This window comes from Shewanella cyperi, assembly GCF_017354985.1.
Taxonomy (GTDB): Bacteria; Pseudomonadota; Gammaproteobacteria; order Enterobacterales; family Shewanellaceae; genus Shewanella; species Shewanella cyperi.
Genome location: NZ_CP071501.1, coordinates 628639 through 650271, shown reverse-complemented (window position 1 = coordinate 650271; position 21633 = coordinate 628639). Strand labels below are relative to the sequence as shown.

Annotated in this window: 16 protein-coding genes; 8 read left to right on the top strand and 8 right to left on the bottom strand. The window is 55.1% G+C overall.

From position 1 onward, the window contains the following. The first annotated feature begins 604 nt into the window (after positions 1 to 604). Entirely contained in the window at positions 605 to 1414 is an 810-nt protein-coding gene (locus JYB84_RS02705) for a hypothetical protein (protein WP_207321923.1), read from the top strand. Positions 1415 to 1543: 129 nt separating this feature from the next. Here JYB84_RS02705 and lysS read toward each other — a convergent pair whose 3' ends face one another. After that, a complete protein-coding gene (gene lysS, locus JYB84_RS02700; protein ID WP_207321922.1) occupies positions 1544 to 3046 on the bottom strand; it encodes a lysine--tRNA ligase in 1503 nt (500 codons plus the stop codon). A 16-nt stretch (positions 3047 to 3062) separates the two neighbouring features. After that, positions 3063 to 4161, bottom strand: a protein-coding gene (gene prfB / locus JYB84_RS02695) for a peptide chain release factor 2 (protein ID WP_207321921.1) whose coding sequence is annotated in 2 segments (ribosomal slippage) — positions 3063 to 4085 and positions 4087 to 4161 — 1098 coding nt in all. Because the reading frame shifts where the segments join, the coding sequence is not laid out codon by codon here. Positions 4162 to 4388: 227 nt separating this feature from the next. On the opposite strand from prfB, the gene JYB84_RS02690 reads away from it, so the two are divergent. Both JYB84_RS02690 and JYB84_RS02685 read left to right on the top strand, forming a co-directional pair. Then, a complete protein-coding gene (locus tag JYB84_RS02690) occupies positions 4389 to 5372 on the top strand; it encodes an ion channel (RefSeq protein WP_207321920.1) in 984 nt (327 codons plus the stop codon). A gap of 146 nt (positions 5373 to 5518) precedes the next feature. Continuing rightward, positions 5519 to 7204: an amidohydrolase gene (locus JYB84_RS02685; protein ID WP_207321919.1), complete on the top strand. Its 1686-nt coding sequence runs from the start codon at positions 5519 to 5521 to the stop codon at positions 7202 to 7204. 7 nt (positions 7205 to 7211) lie between these two features. On the opposite strand, the gene JYB84_RS02680 is transcribed toward JYB84_RS02685, so the two are convergent. The 3 genes from JYB84_RS02680 to JYB84_RS02670 form a co-directional block, all read right to left on the bottom strand. After that, a complete protein-coding gene (locus JYB84_RS02680; protein WP_207321918.1) occupies positions 7212 to 8096 on the bottom strand; it encodes a LysR family transcriptional regulator in 885 nt (294 codons plus the stop codon). Between the two features lie 8 nt (positions 8097 to 8104). Continuing rightward, complete coding sequence (gene chrA, locus JYB84_RS02675; protein WP_207321917.1) at positions 8105 to 9256, bottom strand: chromate efflux transporter; 1152 nt, start codon at positions 9254 to 9256, stop codon at positions 8105 to 8107. 221 nt (positions 9257 to 9477) lie between these two features. Further along, positions 9478 to 14580, bottom strand: coding sequence for a S8 family serine peptidase (locus JYB84_RS02670; protein WP_207321916.1), 5103 nt, complete (start codon positions 14578 to 14580; stop codon positions 9478 to 9480). 293 nt (positions 14581 to 14873) lie between these two features. On the opposite strand from JYB84_RS02670, the gene JYB84_RS02665 reads away from it, so the two are divergent. From JYB84_RS02665 to JYB84_RS02650, 4 genes are read left to right on the top strand one after another with little or no spacing between them, the layout of a single operon-like run. Further along, the gene (locus JYB84_RS02665) at positions 14874 to 15707 is read left to right on the top strand and encodes a MipA/OmpV family protein (RefSeq protein ID WP_207321915.1); all 834 of its coding nucleotides are present in this window, start codon (positions 14874 to 14876) and stop codon (positions 15705 to 15707) included. A gap of 9 nt (positions 15708 to 15716) precedes the next feature. Continuing rightward, entirely contained in the window at positions 15717 to 16094 is a 378-nt protein-coding gene (locus JYB84_RS02660) for a DUF3019 domain-containing protein (protein ID WP_207321914.1), read from the top strand. Next, positions 16079 to 16774 carry a response regulator transcription factor gene (locus tag JYB84_RS02655; RefSeq protein WP_207321913.1) on the top strand — a complete coding sequence of 232 codons (696 nt, stop codon included), beginning with the start codon at positions 16079 to 16081 and terminating at the stop codon, positions 16772 to 16774. Before JYB84_RS02660 ends, JYB84_RS02655 begins: the two co-directional genes overlap by 16 nt. Then, entirely contained in the window at positions 16771 to 17961 is a 1191-nt protein-coding gene (locus JYB84_RS02650; RefSeq protein ID WP_207321912.1) for an ATP-binding protein, read from the top strand. The genes JYB84_RS02655 and JYB84_RS02650 overlap by 4 nt, the downstream gene beginning before the upstream one ends. 23 nt (positions 17962 to 17984) lie before the next feature. On the opposite strand, the gene rlmC is transcribed toward JYB84_RS02650, so the two are convergent. From rlmC to JYB84_RS02635, 3 genes are all read right to left on the bottom strand, one after another. Next, positions 17985 to 19127, bottom strand: a complete 1143-nt coding sequence (gene rlmC, locus JYB84_RS02645; protein WP_207321911.1) for a 23S rRNA (uracil(747)-C(5))-methyltransferase RlmC — start codon at positions 19125 to 19127, stop codon at positions 17985 to 17987. Between the two features lie 108 nt (positions 19128 to 19235). Next, positions 19236 to 20456, bottom strand: coding sequence for a glycerol-3-phosphate dehydrogenase/oxidase (locus tag JYB84_RS02640; RefSeq protein ID WP_207321910.1), 1221 nt, complete (start codon positions 20454 to 20456; stop codon positions 19236 to 19238). Beyond that, a complete protein-coding gene (locus JYB84_RS02635; protein ID WP_323128525.1) occupies positions 20456 to 20893 on the bottom strand; it encodes a MarR family winged helix-turn-helix transcriptional regulator in 438 nt (145 codons plus the stop codon). The genes JYB84_RS02640 and JYB84_RS02635 overlap by 1 nt, the downstream gene beginning before the upstream one ends. A 248-nt stretch (positions 20894 to 21141) precedes the next feature. On the opposite strand from JYB84_RS02635, the gene JYB84_RS02630 reads away from it, so the two are divergent. Next, positions 21142 to 21546, top strand: a complete 405-nt coding sequence (locus tag JYB84_RS02630) for an OmpA family protein (RefSeq protein ID WP_207321908.1) — start codon at positions 21142 to 21144, stop codon at positions 21544 to 21546. Positions 21547 to 21633 lie beyond the last annotated feature (87 nt).

Sequence of the window (21633 nt, the reverse complement as noted above, 5' to 3'; positions counted from 1 at the left end):
TCCATTGGCAGAGGGCATAAAAGGCCTTTTGAAAAAATAGTTATTACATCATAATATTATCCTCATGTTTTAAAATAAGTAATGCATCACAAATTACTGGTGTAATCTATGAATTTAAAATAATAGATGAGACTTAGAAGTGGAGTTTAGGATAAAATGATAGAAAATCATTTCCATAATCAATATTATCATTTAAAAAAAACCTACGCAAGTATTGGCATTGGTTTTCAATGTATTGCCAAGTAAATATTTACTTTGCTAGTCTCTAGCTTGTTACTCAATATATAACTACTGAATTCTTATAAGCTCGATGTTCCAATGATTTTAAATCTCGATAATTAATATTAGCATTTGGATAAAACCTAAACAACATCCATTGCTCTATAAATGATTAACATTGAAACAGTTAAACTGGCCCGAATTAAATAGCGACCAATATAAAAGCTAATCTTCAAAAAACTTTGATAGATATCTTTTATGCTTTTAAAATCAGAAAGGTAACAGGACTATTATTATTGTTCACAAGACGCTTTTTAAAAGCGATTCAACTTAAAACACCTAACAATAGGTTAGATACAGAACAATATACTTGAGGAAAATAATTATGGCTGAACCGATTACTACTGTTGGAGTAAGTGCAATAGCTGCCTACTTAGGAAAAGATGGTATCTCTAAGATACTTGGACCAACGGCAGAATACATTGGAGGAGAGCTTAAAGAGTTTACAAAGCGACGAATTGAAAACATAGGTAATATATTCAAATCAGCAGAGAAAAAGCTTGGGAGCCAGTTAGATAGACCAGGTTCGGTATCGCCTAAAGTATTAAAGTCAATTATAAATGATGGTTCATATTCAAACGAAGGCCTCGCAATAGAGTATTTTGGTGGGATTCTAGCTTCTTCAAGAGGAGATTCATCTATTGATGATCGAGGAGCTAGAATATCAAGAAAAGTTGATAATCTTTCAGTATATCAGCTACATGCACATTATTTGCTATACTCAACTTTAGCAAAGACCTTTAAGGCATCTGAAGCATCTGTATTGAAATATGAAGAAAGAGAAAAGCTTTATATTTATACACCTATATCCGCGTTTAAAAGAACATTTAATCTAGAGAAAATAGACTGGAGTAATCCGCAAATTTTTCATCACATATTCCATGGGCTAGCAAATGATGGGCTAATTGGAAATAGATGGGGCTTCGGAGATCCAGAACACATCAAAGCCTACGCACCTAATTTAGAGTTCAGCGAGGCTGGTATCATCTATCAACCAACTGTTAGCGGGGTTGAGCTATTTCTTTGGGCATTTGGATTAGGCAAGGAGCCGCTTGACTATATTTTTAGTGAACATTTTGAATCTGATGTTGAAGGTTTAGAAGGCTTGTTAGAGGGATCATTCAGAATCAAATGACCTATAGAATAAATCAGAATTTATGAATGCTAGTTATGCGACAATCTCAATTGTTCTAAAACTTCATGCAACAAAAAACCAGCCTTGCGGCTGGTTTTTTTATTCAATGGCGGAAACGCCAAACAATCCTTACCCCTGTGGCCTCATGGCCGGGAACAGGATCACGTCACGAATGGTGTGGGTGTTGGTAAACAACATCACCAGACGGTCGATACCAATCCCCTGACCCGCTGTTGGTGGCAGGCCGTGTTCCAGGGCGGTGATGTAGTCGGCGTCGTAGAACATGGCTTCGTCGTCACCTGCGTCCTTGGCTTCCACCTGGGCCTTAAAGCGACGGTCCTGATCTTCGGCGTCGTTGAGCTCACTGAAGCCGTTGGCCACTTCACGGCCGCCGATGAAGAACTCGAAGCGGTCGGTGATGAAGTCGTTTTCATCGTTACGGCGCGCCAGCGGTGAAATGTCCGCGGGGTAGCCGGTGATGAAGGTGGGCTGCATCAGCTTGGGCTCGGCGGTTTCACCGAAGATCTCTTCCAGCAGCTGACCACAGCTCCAGAACTTCTCGTACTCTACACCCACGTCCTTGGCCAGGGCGCGCATGAATTCGAGATCTTTGACGTTCTCGTAGCTCATGCCCTGGATGGTGGCGTTGTTGGGGTTGTAGTGCTTGATGGCTTCCAGCATGGTCATACGGGCGTAAGGACCACCGAAGTCTATGGTGTGCTCGCCGTAGGGCAGCTTGGTGTCGCCCAGCAGTTCCTTGGCGATGCTGGAGAGCATTTCCTCGGTCAGATCGATCAGATCGTTGTAGTCGGCGTAGGCCATATAGAATTCCATCATGGTGAATTCAGGGTTATGGCGTGGCGACAGACCTTCGTTACGGAAGTTACGGTTGATCTCAAATACGCGCTCGAAACCACCCACCACCAGACGCTTGAGGTACAGCTCGGGGGCGATACGCAGGAACATCTGGATGTCGAGGGCGTTGTGGTGGGTCACGAACGGACGGGCCGAGGCGCCACCCGGGATCACGTGCATCATGGGGGTTTCCACTTCCATGAATTCCTTGCTCACCATGAAGTTGCGTATGGCGGCGATCACCTTGGAGCGCATCATAAAGGCGTTGCGTGAGTCTTCGTTGACGATAAGGTCAACGTAGCGTTGACGGTAACGGGTTTCCTGATCGGTCAGACCGTGGAACTTCTCCGGCAACGGGCGCAGGGCCTTGGTCAGCAGCTGGTATTGTTCCATGTTGACGTACAGATCGCCCTTGCCGGACAGGTGCAGCGTGCCTTCGACACCGATAATGTCACCTATGTCGAGACCGGCATAACGCTCTTTCAGATCGGCCTGGACGCTCTTTTCGGCGTAGGCCTGGATGCGACCGGACACGTCCTGAATAACCAGGAAGGGACCACGCTTGGCCATCACACGGCCGGCGATGGCGGTCTTGAAGCCCAGGGCCTCCAGCTCTTCCTTGGTCTTGTCACCAAATTGAGCCTGCAGTTCGGCGGCCTTGTGTTTACGACGGAAGGTGTTCGGGTGACCACTGGCTGGGCAGTTGGGGCGAATGTGCTCCAACTTGGCGCGACGCTCGGCAATGAGCTTGTTCTCATCTTGGATTTGTTCAGTCATCGTCTCTTCTCGTAAATTACAGCCCGGATTTCAGGCTGGCTTCAATAAATCTGTCCAGATCGCCGTCAAGCACCGCCTGGGTGTTGCGGGTTTCCACGCCGGTGCGCAGATCCTTGATCCTGGAGTCGTCCAGCACGTAGGAGCGGATCTGGCTGCCCCAGCCGATGTCGGACTTGGTTTCTTCCAGCGCCTGCTTCTCGGCGTTTTGCTTTTGCATTTCCAGCTCGAACAGCTTGGCCTTCAGCTGTTTCATGGCCGAGTCCTTGTTCTTGTGCTGGGAGCGGTCGTTCTGACACTGCACCACGGTATTGGTGGGCAAGTGGGTAATACGCACCGCGGATTCGGTCCGGTTAACGTGCTGACCACCGGCACCCGAGGCGCGGTATACGTCGATACGCAGATCCGCCGGGTTGATATCGATTTCGATGGAGTCATCGATTTCCGGATACACGAATACCGAGCAGAACGAGGTGTGACGACGGCCGCTGGAGTCAAAGGGCGACTTGCGCACCAGGCGGTGTACGCCGGTTTCGGTGCGGGTCCAGCCAAAGGCGTATTCGCCGGTGAACTTGATGGTGGCACTCTTGATACCGGCCACATCGCCATCGGACACTTCAATCAGTTCTGGGCTGAAGCCGTGGGTTTCACCCCAGCGCAGGTACATGCGCAGCACCATTTCGGCCCAATCCTGGGCTTCAGTACCGCCGGAACCTGACTGTATGTCCAGGTAGCAGTCGGAGGGATCTTGCTGGCCGGAGAACATGCGGCGGAATTCCAGATCTTCCAGGCGCTTTTCGAGATCGGCCAGTTCGGACTGGGCATCGTCGAAGGTTTCCTGATCTTCTTCCTCAACGGCCAGTTCCAACAGACCCTCGACATCTTCGAGGCCGCTGTCCATGTCGTCTATGGTCTTGACGACGAGTTCCAGGCTGGAGCGTTCTTTACCCAGGGCCTGGGCACGCTCGGGATCGTTCCATACATCAGAGCTTTCCAGCTCGCGGGTCACTTCTTCCAGACGCTCTTTCTTGGCGTCGTAGTCAAAGATACCCCCTAAGGAGATCTGTGCGCTCGGCCAGCTCCTTGATTTTGAATTTAACCGGATTGACTTCAAACATGGCTATATCAACTTAATGGCGAAAATATTCGGGAATAATTAAACGCGCCATTCTACCCCAAGGCCAGGCCCGGCGCCAGTTACATCAGGGCTGTGGTGGGCTGGGCCCCCCCAAATTATCCCCATTGGATGGGAATTAAATTCAACATGAATTCAACTTGTTAATTATCAATGGCTATTTTTGACTCGGGCACATTGTGGCCGATAAAAGGCAACTATACTTTTGCCATGAGCGAAAACAGCCCAATATGCTGCTATCACGAAGATGAAGGATTTTCCTGCTCGGAACCCGCCGGTCCCAGTGGCCTGTGTTACTGGCATGATCCCCGCATCATCAAGGATGGCATTGATGACAAAGCCAAGTTGGAAGCATACGCCCGCGGGGGTGGCATGCTCAGGGGCATTTGTCTCAAACGTGCCAATCTGGCCGGCATAGATTTGGTCAAACACCACAGCAAGACCGGCTTTGATATGAGCCACGCCGAGCTGTATCGCGCCAATCTCCAGGGCGCCCACATGTTCAACCTCAATCTGGAAAATGCCAGCCTGATGAAGGCCGATCTGCGGGAAGCCAATGTTCACTGCGCCAACCTGACCAACTGCAATCTGCTGGGTATTAAATGGAATGGCAGCAAGATAGACAATATCAATACCGGCAAACTGCTGAAGCAGGAAAAAATGGCGCTGGAAGCCGAGCGGGTCGGTGAGATGGAAATCGCCCTGGATTATTTTCAGCAGGCGGAAGAGATCTACCGGGATTTGCGCAAGGCCGCCGAGCGTGAGGGCCTGTTTGCCATGGCCGGGCATTTCATCCAGAAGGAGCTGACCATGCGCCGGCACCAGATGCCCAAGTATTCGGGAAAGCGCATGGTGTCCAAGCTTATCGACCTGTTCTGCGGTTACGGCGAGTCACCTATGCGGGTTATCGGCTTTTCCATGGTGCTGATCCTCATCTGCGCGGTATTTTACTTCTTCACCGGCCTCAGTTACGGCGGCAATATCCACATTTTCCGCGCCGAAAATACCTTTATGATGAACTTCTATTTGTTCTTCAACTGCATCTATTACTCCGTGGTGACCTTTACCACCCTGGGCTATGGTGACTTTACCCCCATAGGTTTCTCACGCCTGACGGCCGCCATCGAAGCCTTCACCGGCAGTTTCACAATCGCTTTGTTCGTGGTGGTATTTGTGAAAAAGATGACCCGCTGATGGCCCGTTGAAATACCTGCTATTGGCAGATTCACCATAGACAGTCTGCGCCCCAATCGCTATCCCAAAAGCAGGATAGCAGCTAACTTTCACCACCTCTTTGTTCTAATAAAATAGGCCTACTTATTCCAGCAGAGATAGCAAAAATGAGACAGACCAAAAGTGGCCGCCTGCTTCAGGGGCTAATGCTCGGTGGATTGATTACCCTATCGGCCTGTGCCAGCGACGAACTGGCAGATACCATAATCACCAACGCCAGCATCTATGGCCATGACACGGCCGACAGTCTGGCCATCAGAGACGGCAAGATAGTAGAGATTGGCTCCAAGGCCAGGGTGATGGAATATGCCAGCCCCCGGACCCAACTACTGGATCTGCAGGGTGCCTTCCTGATGCCGGGTTTTATCGACAATCATAACCATGTGTTCGAGGCAGCTTCTGACATAGGCAGCGATTGCCTGCTGGATAAGGACAAAGATCTCAATGCCTATATCCGGCGCCTGCGAAGTTGTAAGGCGGGACTGGCGCCGGACGAATGGTTACTGGGCTATGGCCACGAGCTGGCGGTATTGCTCAGTGATGACAAGACTTCACCGCTGCAACTTCTCGACGAGCTGTTTCCCGACAACCCGGTGATCATCATGGAGCAAACGTCCCATTCCATGTGGGTCAATTCCAGGGCTCTGGCCAAGGCCGGCATAAATGCCCAGAGCCAGGATCCCCAGGGCGGCAAATACCTCAAGGACATGCAAAGCGGTGAGCTGTTGGGCGTACTGCTGGATAACGCCGGCGATCGCCTGATGGAACTGGCCTGGCTGGCACAGCCTAACCTCAGGCAGGCCAACTATCGCGGACTGATGAATGGCCTAGCCGAGGCCGCCGCCCATGGGATCACCACCATAGGCGATGGCCGCCTGTACTGGAAACGCGGCTGGCTGGATACCTGGCTTGAGGCCGAACAGAAAGGTGAACTGAGTGCCAGGGTCAGCCTGAGGCCCTGGGTGTACCCGGATGTGGATCCCGCCGAGCAGCTGGCCTTTTTCGCCAAAATACACAGCGACGATACCAACAGAAGGCTGCTGATCAATCAGGTCAAGCTGTACAGCGATGGCATCATAGTCAACGGTACTGCCAGCACCCTGGCCCCCTATGATTGGAGTTATACCCCTGAACTTCCCTATGGTCTGGAATACATTGCCGCCGACAAGATGGCCTGGTGGCTCACCGAACTCGACAAGCTGGGGTTCGGTGCCCATATCCATGCCATAGGCGATGCGGGGGTGCGCAACACCTTGAATGCCATAGCGACACTGCGTGCCAGAGGCGTCAGTCGTCCCTACGGCATGACGCACCTTGAGATGATAGACAAGGCAGATATCCAGCGTTTTGCCCAACTGGATGTGGATGCGGACTTTCAGCTGGGCAGTGACTATATTGCCGCACAGGACCACAGCTGGGCCGAGCCTTTCATCGGCAAAAACCGGGCACATGCCCTGCTGCCCATCAATCCCGTGTTCGAGAGCGGTGCCAATGTCACCCTCAGCAGCGACTGGAATGTCAACGACATCAATCCCCTGGTCGGCATTGCCAATGCCGTCTATCTACAGCAGGCCGGTCTTGGAGATGTGCACGCCGCCATAGCGGCCTATACCATCAATGCCGCCCGCGCTCTGGGAATCGAGACCATCACGGGTTCGTTGAGCCTGGGCAAGTCGGCAGATCTGGTGGTACTGGAGCGAGACATCACCCACCTGGCACCGGAGCAGATAGCCAACACCAAAATACTGATGACGCTGCTGGAAGGAGAAGTGGTATTCGATACGGATAACTAAGCCATGGCTAGGGCTGTCCCAGGTGTTGCCTGAGCAGCGCCAGCAGTGGCGCCCCCAGGGCGCTGGTATCAAAACCGTGATGCCAGCGCAGTTCCAGGCGGCGTGCGCGTGGCGACAGTTCTGTGCTCAGCCTCAACTCACGCAGCTCACCGGCATCCAGTTCACCACGCACCAGATCCTCCGGCAGCAGCGCAAAGCCGTCACTGCTCTTGAGCACAGACAACAGCGTATGCAGATCCGGTATGAGGCAATAGCGGCCTGAGTAACCCACTTCGAGTTCGTCTCCCTGTGGCATACCCCTGGCCCACACCAGCTCGCGATAGGCCGCGAGCCGTGACGGGTCCTGAACAGGCTCCCCCTGCAGCGGGTGCGAAGCATTGACCAGCATCAGCTCCTGATACTCGCCCAGGCGACAATAACCCCATTGGGGTTGGTGCAGCGCCAGGCTCTCATGCAACAGAATAAGGTTGCAATCCCCATCACTGAATGCCGTCGTCAGCGCCTCCTGGGAGCCACTGCGGATAACCAGATCCAACTGGGGAAGTTGCCTGAGATAACTGTCGATGACCGGACTCAGTCTGTCCATGGGAATGTAGTTCTCAACCCCCAGGGTGATGACCCCGGTGCCGTGCTGGACCAGACTCATAGCCTCCGCCTGTAACTGATCACACTGGCCCAGTGCCAAGATTGCCCTGGGCAGCAATTGTTCCCCCGCCGGGCTCAGGACAATCTGGTTCTGGCTGCGCACAAACAATTCGACCCCGAGATCCAGCTCAAGATCCCCAATCCACTGACTGAGCTGTGGCTGACGCTTGCCCAGCCGTCGCGCCGCGGCAGAAACCGAACCCAGTTCGGCGGCCAACACAAAAGCTTGTATCTGTTGAATTTTCATAAGAGGTTTTATGCCAACAACTCAAATCCAAGGCCAGCGAGGGCAAAGCCCGCCACCAATAGCACTATGTGCAATCTAAACCACTGCAGGCAGGCAAACCCCAGCAGTATCAGGGCCATGTCGCGGGGACCGGCCACCGCAGACACAAATACCGGCTGATACAGAGCGGCCACCAGCAAGCCCACCACGGCCGCATTGACCGCCGCAATGGCACCGGCAATGGCGGGTTTGCGGCTGAGGCTGTGCCAGGCAGGCAGTAATCCCAGCAGCAGTAAAAAGCCCGGCAGGAAGATGGCAGCTGTGGCCAGCAAGGCGCCCATTAACGGGCTTTGTTGCCAGCTGTCGGCCCCCAGAAACGCCGCCAGGGTAAACATGGGACCCGGCATGGCCTGGGCGGCGGCATAGCCGGTAAGGAAGCGGTCGGCACTGAGTTCGGCGCCCACAGTCTGTTGCAGCAAGGGCAACACCACATGCCCCCCGCCAAACACCAGAGCGCCCGCCTGGTAAAAACCGGCGGCCAGTTGCGCCAGTGGGTCCACCGGGCTGAACAAACACCAAAAGGCGCCCAGCAACAAGAGACCGAAGATCACCAGGTAATGGCTGCGCAGTTTGGTCGGGGGAGCCGGTTCACCCACCTCGCCCACCAACAGGCGGCTGCCCAGCAGCGCCGCCAGCAGCAGTACCAACATCTGGCTCCACAGGGCGCCAGCCAGCAGCAAAGTCAGGGCACTGGCGAGCATGATGCCGCGGGTCAGCGACCGTTGGCAGAACTGCTTGTACATACCAAGACAGGCATCGGCCACCACCACCACGGCCAATAACTTGAGCCCGTGGATCACACCCTCGAACCAGTCCAATCCCAGGGCGTTGGCACTGGTGACCGCCAGCAGGTACATGAGCGTAAAGGATGGCAGGGTGAAACCGAGAAACGCCAGCAGGGCGCCGCCCAATCCCGCCCTGCCATAGCCTATGGCAAAGCCCAGTTGACTGGAACCCGGTCCCGGCAGGAATTGGCACAGGGCCACCAGCGAACCGAACTGGCGCTCATCGAGCCAGCCAAGCTCGGTAACAAAGGTGCGGCGAAAATAACCTATATGGGCGGACGGACCACCGAAGCTGGTCAGCCCCAGCATCAAAAAGCGAATAAAGATTAACCACATAGCTTAGGTCTCCACCGAACTGCCAAAGGGGAAAGAGTGGCAGATTATGACATCTTTAACACAGCAGAGTGACGGCGGGGAAATAAAAAAGACCAGGGACAAAGCCCTGGTCTTGGGAATACATGCCTGGCTCGCCCTGTTAGCCCCAAGGGGCAAAAAGGGTGACACATCCTTGTGTCAAATATTCAAACTCCGTCGGTGCCAGGGTTGATGTTGCAGGCTCAGCGACGGCGACGCAGACCGCCCATCAGGGCCAGCAGGGCCAGGGCCAGAGGACCTGTGCTACCACCGCCGGAGCTGTCGGCAGGAGCTGGCTCAGGCTCAGGGGTGACAACCGGTGGCTGTGGCTCAACACCATCGGATACCACGGTCAGCATGAAGCTGGTAGACGAGGCATCGCTTGGGTTTTCCACATCGCTGACGGTCACAGTCACTTCCACTTCACCGTGGAAATCTTTTTCCGGGGTGATGCTGAAGGTGCTGCCAGAAGTGTTACCGGATACTGTGGCGGTGATGTGCTCACCGGTCACAGTGATCTGGTTGACGCTGTTCTGCTCATCGGCATAGAGCACTTCGATACCTTCCAGAGTGGTGTTTTCGGCCACGCTCTGGTCGGCAATACCACCGATGCTGAGGTTGCCCGGCACTGTGATATCGTGGTTAATTTCGATATCGGCCATACCTTCAACCTGACTGACGGCGTTGAAGGCCAGGGTCTTGCCTGCGGCAGACGGCTTCACCTTGGTCCAGGCAGTCACTTCAAACTGAGATGACTCAGGGCCCTGGTAGTCATAGCAGATCACCAGACCGTTCTTCAGCTTCTCATCCAGATCGTTGAAGGCAAATTGCTCACCACGATAGGACTCCAGTGGACCGTAGGCATAAAGACCACCACGGAAGCCCTGCACACCGATGGAACCACGAGCATCCTGACTACCGAAGTCGATATTGTCGTAGGCCATCATCAGCTCGTATTCACCGTCACCGTAACGGGTGTTGGCATTGAAGATCAGCTCAAAGTCGAACCTGTCATCCTGCTCCTCCCATTGGTAAACGCGCTTGGCGTCACGGCCGGCAGGCTTGTAGGAACGGGCATTGTCATATTCCAGAATCGCCCAACCGGTATTGGTACTGGCGATGGTCATACCCGAGCGCTCATTCATGCTATTCACCAGCGGCGCAGCCATAATGGCCTGGGTCGCACCGGCACCCAATCCAAACCCACGCCACAGCATACCTATGCTTTCATAGGGGAAGTTCTGGTACGGGAAGATGTCATGCCATGGGTAGAACAGCGGCTGTCCACCCCACAGAGACACAAAGCCATGGGCACGGATGTCCAGGTAGTTCTCACGCCCGGCGTTCAGGTTGTCGGTATTGTTGTACAGGTGGAAGGCATCGTAAGCACCACGGAAAACCACATCCATTGGCAGCTCAATACCGTTGCGGTACAGAAGCTGGTTGTCCTTGTTTCTGACAGCATTGCCATTGGCATCGTATTCCACCGGCGCAAAACCACCGAACTGAGGATAGAGACGGAACTCTTCCAGGTTCACATAACCACCAGGGTTGCTGTTGCCAAAGTTCGGCGTACGGCACATGGCATCTTCAACGTTGGTGCTGATCTTGTAGGATGGCTCCAGATCGCGGGTGTCAGGCTGAACACCACTGATGGTCAGCTTGCCATTTTCCAGACTGATGTCGGTCACAATGGCGCTGGAGGAAGCCAGGATATCCTCGGCGCTCAGGCTCAGATCGGCCGGTACATCAGCAGTAATGGTAAAGGCACGGTCAGCACCCGAGTCATTGGGCAGTACGGTAAAGGTATAGGGTACCCAGTCACCTTCTGTGGCTCCGGTTACAGGCACATCCAGGCTGACATCATCTTTGCCACGGTTGAGCTTGAACGCGGTTTTGCCTATGTTGCCGGCATTGACCGCTGAGGTGCCGAAGTCAATCAGGGAGTAGTACAGATCCCCTGCCTGCATTTCCGGCATATTCCAGTTCACCTGAATGTCTACCGGCTCCTTACCGTTGCTGGCAGGCACGTCAACACTCATATTGCCAGCCAGGTCATCGGTGACAACGGCAGCGGCATACTGGAAGGTTTCCTCAGGGAAATCAAGGTAGTTGTTCTGTGCACTGCCCTTGCGGGAGTTATAGAACACAGCCCAGTACTGACCTTCTTCCGGCTCGTTGATGTTACAGAAGTTGTTGTAAGCAATGTGGTTGGAGACGCACAGCAGCTCTTCAAACGGATCAGGTTGGCCGTTGCCGTTGTAGTCCTTGCCCACATACACCAACAGGTTACCCTTATCCAGGGTGCCATCCAGCGGAGATTCTGTGGTTCCCAGGGACTCCACGATCAGACGACGGGCATTGGCCGGCACGTTGATAAGCACGGTTGCCGTGGCTTCATCCAGACGATCTTCCATGGGCGCGGCATTTTCGCCACCTGCAGTCCATGGGAAGAAGCCATCATTGTCCTTGGGCAATACCAGGGTCTGCACATCGGCTTTAACCGGGGCAAATATGCGGCCATGGATGCTGTCGCCTTCCGGCAGCTTAATTCCCTTGAGCACTGCATCACCTTCGTTGCGATGGGCAGTTGCCTCAAGACGGGCCGGCATGTCGTTCATGTCGTACTTGAACACCACGGGCCAGTGAGCCTCGGGCGATTTACCACTGGCTTCGGTGAAGATCAGATTGGAGTGCAGCTCCACCTCGGCATTGGAGAACCATTCCTGGGTGTCCATAATGGAGGCTTCAACCACTATGGCTTGGGTCTCACCGGCAGCCAGGGTGAACTCGCTTGGGCTGACCTTGATATTGACACCGTTCTGCTTCATCTGCGAACGCATATCATAGGCCCAGTTCATCACATCGTCCGCTGTCACGGTCCAGCTGCCGTCTTTGGTGGCTTTTACTGTGCGGATCCACTGACACTTGGGCTTACAGCTAAAGTTCACCAACTGAGGTATGTTCAGCTTGTGCACGGCACCGCCGTTCAGCGGATCGGCGGCACGGAAGTTATCCGCGGTCTCATCCATGATGAGGCCCGCCTGCACGGCATTGGCAACGTTGATACGACCGGTACCGGCGCGATAGGTAGAGGCCAGACCCACATCACCGTTTGCGTCGTTAAGGCGATGGTATTGCACCTTGTTCTCTGCAGTCATGGCCAAAGCTGACTGGATTTCGGTAGCGGTCCAGTCCGGATGGGCTTGCTTGAGCAGCGCCATGGAGCCGGCGGCGTGTGGCGAGGCCATGGAGGTACCGCTGAGGAAGGCGTAGTCACCTGAAGCAGAACCGGTAAACGGATGCTCGTCGGCATAGGCGGCGTAGATGTTAACACCTGGAGCGGCAACCGCAGGGATCAGTGCCTCAGGAGTCGATGGACTTGGACCGCGGGAGGAGAAGGCTGCCAGCCAGTCTGCCTTGGAAGGGTCAATCATCCGATCAATGGCGGTGGCGCTGATGGTCAGCATATGATCCGTGCCCTTGGCCAGCCAATCGGCCAGACCATAGTAAGCATTTTCGGAAAGGCCATCCCACTCCTGCTTGGTGATATGGACACTGGGCACAGAGTAGGCCGCAGTCGCCACTATCGCATCGGCATTGGCATAGTTGTACATGATCATGCCATCGGCGCCACCGGCCTTGATGTTGTCGGCCTTGGCACTGCGGGCAATACCGTTTGGATCGCTGAGGCTGTTACGCTTACAGACCACGATCACATCAACCGGGTTGCCACCGCTGTCGGTCAGATCAAAGGTGCCCGCCGGGAATGGGGTACCGCAGTACTCGTCACCAAAGTTCTTGGCCTGTACCACCATACCGGTAACAGATTCCTTGTTGACCGCACCGCCGACTATCTCGCTCCACTTGGGCGCTTCGGCGCCACCCATGGGGTCGGTCAGTTTAGTTTCAATCTCGATTTCACGGCCATGGGTACTGGCCGCCACGTTCAGCAACCAAGGGGACGCATGGTCGATGGCGCCGAAGTATTCCTTGTATCCTGGAGGTTGGCCAGAGTTACCTGCCGCTACGGCGACAGAAATGCCGGCCTCGCGGGCGGCCAGGAACGCCAGTTCGATATCGTCGGTCCAGGGATGGGAATCCTGACCACCGATGGAGAAGTTGATAACATCAACACCGTCGGTAATGGCATCTTCAATACCACCAATCAGGGCCTCACCGGGGCAACCCTGGTAACCGGGAACATTGTTGGATGGGAAGCACACCTGATAAGACACTATGTTGGCATGGGGGGCCACACCGCTCATGTGCGGGAACAGGTTTTCCTTGATGACGACACCGTCTGAAGCAACACCTGGCTCAGGACTGATATAGTCCATATCCAGCAACACGTTACCTGCGGCGGTAGAGGCGGTGTGAGAACCATGGCCCTGATAATCTTCACCCACGGGCGGCACTATGGCACCGAACAGACCATTGGTGAAGTTGTCGGTGATAACAGGGTATGAACGGACACCGATCAGCTTGTCGTTACACAGGCTTTCAAAACCTTCCAGGGTACAGTCACCCACATAGTTACCTGAGCCCCAGGGATTGGTGTGATCGTAACCGTCATCACCCACATCGGCGAATGAGCGGCTGTCGGTGTTCACACCTGTATCCACTATACCCATGATGATGCCTTCACCCTTGTAAGGCACTGATTGGGTCACTTCACCAGTCCAAATCTTGTCGGCCTGGATCAGCTCAGGACCCGCATCGGTTTGCAGCTCATAGATCTTGGAGCGCTGTACGCTTGCCACACCCGCGAGCTTGGAAACGGCCTCGGCCTGCTCCTGGGTCAGGGACATGGTAAAACCGTTAATGGCATTGGTGAACTGCTGACGCACAGGTGCCTGGCCCACCTTGGCGGCTACCTCGGACAGCACCATCTGTTGCTTGTCCAACAACTGGGCACGATAGGCGGCAACCTCACTGTTTACCGGCTTACCGGAAACAAACATTTTGCCCTTGCCGCCCTTGGCGCTGCGGGCCTGCTGACCAATACTGGACTGTGCCAGTGGTTTTTGGTTCAGGCGGACTATGTAAACATGCTCACCGGTCAGCCCCTGTTCGTACTCGAATTTACGATATTGAGGGGTGATCTGCAGGTTGACACCTTCACCCTGTGGCAGGGCATCTTCTGTCATCTGGGCAGGTGCCTGCAGATTGGCAATTTGTTCGGGACTCAGCTTGAGAGGTTCAAGCTTGTTGACTTGTTGATGCTGCAGCGCTGCGGCTGCATACATGCTGCTGGCCCCGTAAAGGGTCGCCACCACAGCACTTGTTATCAGGTTCAGTTTCAAGACGTTTTCTCCACTATCGTTAGATTGTCTGCTCCGAGCCACGCTGGGGTTGAGACGCGGACGGGAGACCAATCTAAGCACCGGAAACGGCGAAAACGTCAGCACTTTGATGTAGCATTTTGTAGTTTTGGTTTACATACTTAACAACAAAGAAACACCAAACAAGCCTGTAGCATTTTGTAGCCTTTGTCAGAAAATTGATGGAGACAAACGTCTCAAATGCTAGTCTGTGCTCACAGACGAACAATAATTACCCGCCATTGACGGCAAACGGATAACCAAACCAACTCACGATGAAATGCTGCAAACTGTTACTGCTGATGCTGTCGTTGGCCTTTGCTACTCAGGCCGATGAATTGCAAACAGTGAGCCCGGGAGACTGGCAGATCTCGGTGGCTGTGGGCTATGGCGTGCTTGAAAACCCCAGAGCCAAGACCGAGGACATTACCACCTGGGTGCTGCCCAGCTGGTATTACTATGGTGACGATTTCTATGCCGAAAACTTCACCCTGGGCTACAGCCTGTTCGAAAGTGACTGGCTGAGCCTGGATATTCAGGGCCAGCTCAATGAGGACGGCATTTTTTACGAATACGACGGTATCGGCAAACTCCTGGTGGCCGATGTGCTGGGCTTTACACCGGTAAGAGATACAGTGCGCCCAGGGGCCAAATTCAAACCCGAATCCATCAAACGCAAGCTGTCCTATATGGGCGGCCCCAGTGCCACCTGGTATACCCCGGCCTTCGATATGACTACGGCACTGATGTATGACGTCACCGGTGTGCACAATGGTTACGAGTGGCAATTGAGCCTGAAAAAAGCCTTCGCCTGGTCCTGGGGCGCTGCCGGCATAGAAGCCGGTGGAGTCTACAAAAGCGAAGAACTGGTGACCTATTACTATGGCATTCGCCCCAAGGAGTTTGCCGGCAGGGTTCCCCGCGGTGGCCGCATGGATGCCAGCAGCAATTGGTATGTTAAGGCCGTGTTCAATGTCCCTCTGACCGACAGCCTGACCCTGGTTGCCACCGCCAAACACACCTGGCTCGGCAGCGAGATCCGCAACAGCATCCTTATCGATCAGGATGATTACTTTGCCGGTTTCATCGGCATAAGTTACGGATTCTAGGGGGCCGCCATGGGGATGAGAAGCTTGCTTATCTTGATGTTCGCCTTGGTTGGCCAGCCACTGCTTGCCGATGAATTCAGCGTCAATCCCCAGGCCTGTGCCACCACCAAGGAAAATTTGCCCTGCAAGATACAGATAGACATTCATTTCCAGGGTGAGCAACAGCAGGATCTGTGCCTGTGGCTGAAACATGCTTCCCAGCCGCTGCGCTGCTATCAATCCCTGAGCGAATTGAATGACCAACTCACCCTGGCACTGGAGGAGGACACCGCGCTGGAGCTGAGAGACGCCAATGCCAAGCTGTTGGCCTCCATGCCCCTGTCGGTCGCCCTTTATCACCCGGCACCAAAACGCAAACGACGGGGGCTCAATTGGGATCTGCTGTAACTATTCTGCTGATTGAAGATGACAAGGCCCTGGCCGAATTGATCGCCACCTTCCTGGAGACCGAGGGTTTTCGGGTGGTGCTGGCCGGTTCCGCTGAGGCCGCCATGCCCCTGTTGTCGGCACAGGAATTTGATTTGATCATCTGCGACATCATGCTGCCTGGGCAGGATGGCTTTGATTTTTACCCGACCTTAACTCGCCTGACCCAGGCACCGGTGATCTTTATGACCGCCCTGGCGGAGAGCCAGGATGAGATCCGCGGTCTGGAACTGGGTGCCGTGGACTACATCAGCAAACCCGTGGTGCCCGCCCTGCTGCTGGCAAGGATCAAGGCCAGACTCAGACGCGGCAGTGACCCCAAGTCGCAACAGTGGCAACACCATGAGGTCAGCCTGAACCTCAGCCTGCAACAACTGACCGTCGGTGAGCGGGCTTTCCCCCTTACCACCCAGGAAACCACCCTGCTGTGGATCTTTGTCCACGCCCTGGATCAGGTACTAAGCCGGGAGTACTTGTTCGAGCAATTTGTCGGTCGCAGCTATGATGGCCTCGACCGGGCCATAGATCTCAAGATCAGCCGCCTGCGTAAAAAACTCGACGGTCTGGACATCCCCTTAACCATAAAAACGGTGCACGGCCGGGGGTATCTGCTCAGTTACCACGACGGCCCCCGCCCATGAAAAAACAACTGCTGCGGCTGTTTATTCTGATAGTCGCCTCCTGTGGTTTGATCGTCTGGTCTTTCAACCTGATTTACAGCGCGTCGGATCAGGCCTATGGCTATGCCCTGGATGCCGAAGAGCTGCTGCAACAAGGACAGTTGGGGTTTCGCGATCTGGCTCCCGAGAGTATTGCCTTTGCGCCCGAGTTAAAGGCGCAGCTGGCCGAAGGCAAGGTTATCGCCCTGCGCCAGGCCGATGACAGGCTGTACTTTTATACCCTTATCGGGGACAAGCTCAGGGAAATGGGACCTGTGAGCCCAAGACCCGGCGATTCCCCCATTAATTTGCTGATCCCCCTGTTGTACGCCAGCCTGGCGCTGACAATTTTGCTGCTGATTGGGCGGGTATTCCGGGATCTCAGTCTGCTGCAGCGTCAGGCCATAGACTTTGGCCGTCAACCGAAACGGATGCACAGCCACATCAGCAAACGCTCGGCCATTTATCCCCTGGCGCAGGGCTTTGAAACCATGACCCGCCAGATAGTGGACTTCATTCAGTTGCATCGGGATCTGTCGCGCACCATGTCCCACGAAATCCGCACGCCGCTGGCGCGGATGCGCTTTGTGCTGGAGTTGACCAAGGGCCAGCTGCCGGCCAATTACGCCGCCAGATTATCCGAGGACATAGATCAGATAGAGGCCCTCAGCCAAAGCTACCTGACCTTTGCCAGGGTGGAGCACCACAGCGGCAGTCAGGGCCTGTGGGTGGATGCCGACGACTGGCTGCAAACCCTGGCAGAAAATTTCAGTATCTATGGTGAACAGGTGCAATTGCTGACCCACTGCGATTGCCGTGCCTCAGACGGCAAGGTCTGGCTCATCCCACTGGGCATGGAGTTGGCCGGGCAAAACCTGATTGCCAATGCCCTCAGATATGCCCAAAAGCAGATCCGCATCAGCTTGATGGCCGATGCCAGCCATTGGACCCTGATGATCGAAGACGATGGTCAGGGCTTTGGTGAGGGAAAGGCCGATCTGAAAAAGGCCTTTCGCCGTGGCGAGAGTGAAAACAGCGCCGGTTTTGGCCTGGGGCTCTACATAGTGCGCAAAATCGCCATCTGGCACCAGGGCAAACTCAGGGTGGAAGACTCGGTGGAACTCGGTGGCGCCGCCATCAGCCTGCGCTGGCGCCGTCCGGCGCTTTAAGCCCGCCAGACCGACCTCCAGCTTTACGGCCGCGCCTCACGCAACAGCAAGCACAGCACCTCAAAGTGATCCGTGTGGGGGAACATATCAAACAGCTGTACCCTGGCAATCCTATATCCCTCGATGGCACGCAAATCCTTGGCCAGGGTGTGGGGGTTACAGCTGGAATAGAGTATTGCCTTGGGGGCAAAGGCACTGAGCTGGGCACACAGACTCTCGCCTATGCCACGCCGGGGCGGGTTAACGATAATGGCATCGGGCACCTCGGTGGCGTCCTGACCTTCGGCAAAGCCGGTGGAATCAAGGGCGCTGAAACTGATCCTGTCCAGCCCCAACGCCTTGGCCGACATGCGGGCACAGGCGATGGCCTCTTCTTCGATTTCAATGCCGGTCAGGCTGACATTGGGCGAGGCGCAGTGTAAGCCAAAGCCCCCCACCCCACAGAAAAGATCCCACAAACTGGCAGGTTTGATCTCCTCAAGCCACCGGGCCGCCGTGCGGTAGAGGGCCGCAGCCACTGTGGGGTTGGTCTGGAAGAAGCTCTTGGGCCTGATAAACAGCGGCACGGCGTTGAACACTTCCTCAAGCCGGGTGGCCTCGGTGAGAAAAATCTCCTCCTCCCCTTCCAGCCTTGCCATATGCACGGGTTGCAAGTTCACCGACACCACCTTGATGCCTGGCCAACGGGCCAGCAGTCCCGGCAGCTCGCGCTCAATACGGGCTATGGCGTCACGGCTGCGAAGCACAAAGCGCAGCATAAATTCGCCGCGCACCTGGGAGCGGGTCAGCAGGATAAACTTGAGCTCCCCCTTGGCCTTGTCGACCCGGTAAGGCGGGATACCGGCGCGGCGAACAAAGTCCTGCAATTCATGGAGCAGGGCCTGCATATCGGCGGGATACAGGGGGCAATCGCACAGGCTGACAGGTTGGCCATCGGGCCCCGGGATCCCCAGCACAGGGGCATGGGCCGCCCCCATAACCACCATTTTGGCCTTGTTACGAAAAGCATGCTCGGGACCTGAAACGGGGGGCAGCCACTGCTCCACGGCCAAGCCCTCAAGCAACTGAGTCAGGGTTGCCGTCTTGGCGGCCAGTTGCGCCGAAACAGGCTCGGGCAAATGGTTGCACGAACGGCACAAACCTTGGGAATAGTAGTCACAACGCACAGACCTGACTCCTCAGTGTAAAAGGGTGCACAACTTGGCGACTTTGATGCCGGCTTGGAGGCCAGAGCCCTGCTCTGAGCAGTCCTCCAACATCAAAAGCCGCACACTTTAACGCGTTTGCACACACAAATCATCCCAATGGCACTCGGGCGCCGGGTGCAGCATCAGTTTGTCGGGATCTGCAAGCTCAGTTCTCGCGCCCAGTCGGCCATGAACCCAACCCAACACCTCCGCGGCGCTGTCCCTGAAGGTGGTCAACTTGCCGCCGTACAGACTCAACAACCTGGGATGGGAATGACTGGTATGGATAAGGGTATCACGGGGCGCATCGAAGGCATCGCTGGCCACCCGGGGCAAGACCCGAACCCCACAAAAACGCGCCACAATTTTTTGCGCCAGCTCCGACTCACTGCCGGCGTCCGGAAAGTAATGGCGAAAAATTCCCAACAGGTAAGCCTGCTCTGCGGCCGTCACCTGCGGCTCTGAGGCTAAGCTGTCGATTGGCGTTTCCGTGGTGCCAATCAAGGTTTTGCCATACCAGGGCATGACAAACACCACCCGCTTGTCGAAGCAGGACTCCAGGTAAAAGATGCCGTCAAATGCCGGAATATCCAGCAGCAGATGCGCGCCCTGCACCCACTGCAGGCGTTCGCTGGGTGCCGGAGGTTGCACCCGATGCAACAGCTCATTGACCCAAGGGCCGGCGGCATTGACCACCGCAGAGGCCGCCACACTGATGGTTTCACCATGGCAGCTCAACTCCAGTTCACAGCCCGCTGCCGAATGGCGAATGGCAGTCACTTCTGTATCTTCCTGCACCAGAGCCCCCAATTCACGGGCGCTGGCGGCGACCGCCCGGGTCAGACGGGCATCGTCCGTCTGGGCATCCCAGTATTGGAACACTGTGTGCAGGCTATCTTGCCTCAAGCCATTGAACCTGGCCCATTCAAGCTTGGGAACCCGCTGAAAGCGGCCAAGGGGATCAAATTCGCTGAGCAGACCATAGAGGCTGAGACCGGCGCCTATGGTGAAGACGCTGCGGCGGCTGTGGCGATAAATGGGAATATAGAAGGGAACGGGACGCACCAACTCAGGCGCCAGACGCAACAGATCGCGTCTGGCCTTGAGGGACTTGCGCACCAGATCCAGCTGCATGGACTCCAGGTAGCGCAAGCCCCCGTGAATAAGCTTGCTGGAATTGGCCGACGTTTGACCGCCAACCTTGCCCCTGTCCAATAACAGCACCGAATAGCCGGCAGCCCGGGCAAATTGGGCCACCCCCACCCCGTTGATACCTGCTCCTATAACGACCAGATCCAGGTGCTGCATCAGCTGTCGCTCCCGTCAAGTAGCTTACTGGCGCGGTCGCACAACAGTTTAAGCTGTTGCAACTCTTCGGCGGCCCCGCCCACCAGGCAGCGCATGGCCTGGGGTATGCCTTCGGCCTGTTGTCTCAGGTGCCTTCCCGCGTCGGTGAGCTTGAGGACCCGCTGACGCTCGTCTTCACTGCTGCGCTCCCGCAGCAGCAATCCCTTGGCCTCCAGCCGCTTGAGCAGGGGGGTCAGGGTTCCCGAATCCAGGTGCAACTTGCCCCCCAGGGTTTTAACGCTGATCCCCTCCTCCTGCCACAGCACCATCATGGCCAGGTATTGGGGATAGGTCAGGTCCAACTTGTCGAGCAAGGGGCGGTAGGCGCGCACCATGGCATTGGCGGCGGTATAAAGGGAAAAGCACACCTGATTTTCCAGTGCCAGCGGATCGTGCATCTGAGTCTCCATGCCTTGGTTGCCAGGCAATCATCTTGTACACAAGATACTTTCCCCGAGGATGAAAAGCGAGCCCGGTCGCCGCATGACGCGGAGCAAAGCAGAAAATTGTCACTTCAGGGCCGCAGCGACTAGGCTTTAATTTCACCGGATGAGCCCTGCAAAATTGCAATGGCCCCGGAATTGGCTTACATTTGCGCCCGCCTTAGGGCCGTTGGCAGGATTTTGTTCTTCGACAGGGTGTTGGTATGAGAATTTTAGCTGTGATTTTAATGCTGATAAGCCTAAAAAGCTGGGCCAATTGCGACAGCAATAATGACCTGGGCGGCATCAGTTTTGACAAAAATAGCTCCTACTTCGGCAAGGTCGGTAGTCAGTTACTGGACGCCATCTTAGATCCCACAGCGCCGGGATATTTACGGCTGGAATTCGCCATTAACAGCAATGAGGGTGATGAACAGCTGCGACAATACAATCTGTGGCTTGCGCAGCGCCGTATCGACAGAGTCCGGGAATACCTGGGCAACAAGGGCTTTGCTGCCCCTGTGGTCAGCCTTATCCGGACCGCCGCGACAGACACCAGCCGCAATCTGCAGCTGATTTGGTGTGAAGAATCCGACTCCGCCCCCAAAAGCCTGGTGGCCGATCGCTGACCCCAGTGGACAGACCAATTAATAAGCAACTGAATTCAGTGGAAAGCCCCGTTGCCGACCCAAAAGGCGGGTAAATAGTCCTTGAAT

Coding starts and splice junctions, on each gene's coding strand:
- JYB84_RS02705 (WP_207321923.1), top strand. CDS start 605: ATGGCTGAACCGATTACTACTGTTGGAGTAAGTGCAATAGCTGCCTAC.
- lysS (WP_207321922.1), bottom strand. CDS start 3,046: ATGACTGAACAAATCCAAGATGAGAACAAGCTCATTGCCGAGCGTCGC.
- JYB84_RS02690 (WP_207321920.1), top strand. CDS start 4,389: ATGAGCGAAAACAGCCCAATATGCTGCTATCACGAAGATGAAGGATTT.
- JYB84_RS02685 (WP_207321919.1), top strand. CDS start 5,519: ATGAGACAGACCAAAAGTGGCCGCCTGCTTCAGGGGCTAATGCTCGGT.
- JYB84_RS02680 (WP_207321918.1), bottom strand. CDS start 8,096: ATGAAAATTCAACAGATACAAGCTTTTGTGTTGGCCGCCGAACTGGGT.
- chrA (WP_207321917.1), bottom strand. CDS start 9,256: ATGTGGTTAATCTTTATTCGCTTTTTGATGCTGGGGCTGACCAGCTTC.
- JYB84_RS02665 (WP_207321915.1), top strand. CDS start 14,874: ATGAAATGCTGCAAACTGTTACTGCTGATGCTGTCGTTGGCCTTTGCT.
- JYB84_RS02660 (WP_207321914.1), top strand. CDS start 15,717: ATGGGGATGAGAAGCTTGCTTATCTTGATGTTCGCCTTGGTTGGCCAG.
- JYB84_RS02650 (WP_207321912.1), top strand. CDS start 16,771: ATGAAAAAACAACTGCTGCGGCTGTTTATTCTGATAGTCGCCTCCTGT.
- JYB84_RS02640 (WP_207321910.1), bottom strand. CDS start 20,456: ATGCAGCACCTGGATCTGGTCGTTATAGGAGCAGGTATCAACGGGGTG.
- JYB84_RS02635 (WP_323128525.1), bottom strand. CDS start 20,893: ATGCACGATCCGCTGGCACTGGAAAATCAGGTGTGCTTTTCCCTTTAT.
- JYB84_RS02630 (WP_207321908.1), top strand. CDS start 21,142: ATGAGAATTTTAGCTGTGATTTTAATGCTGATAAGCCTAAAAAGCTGG.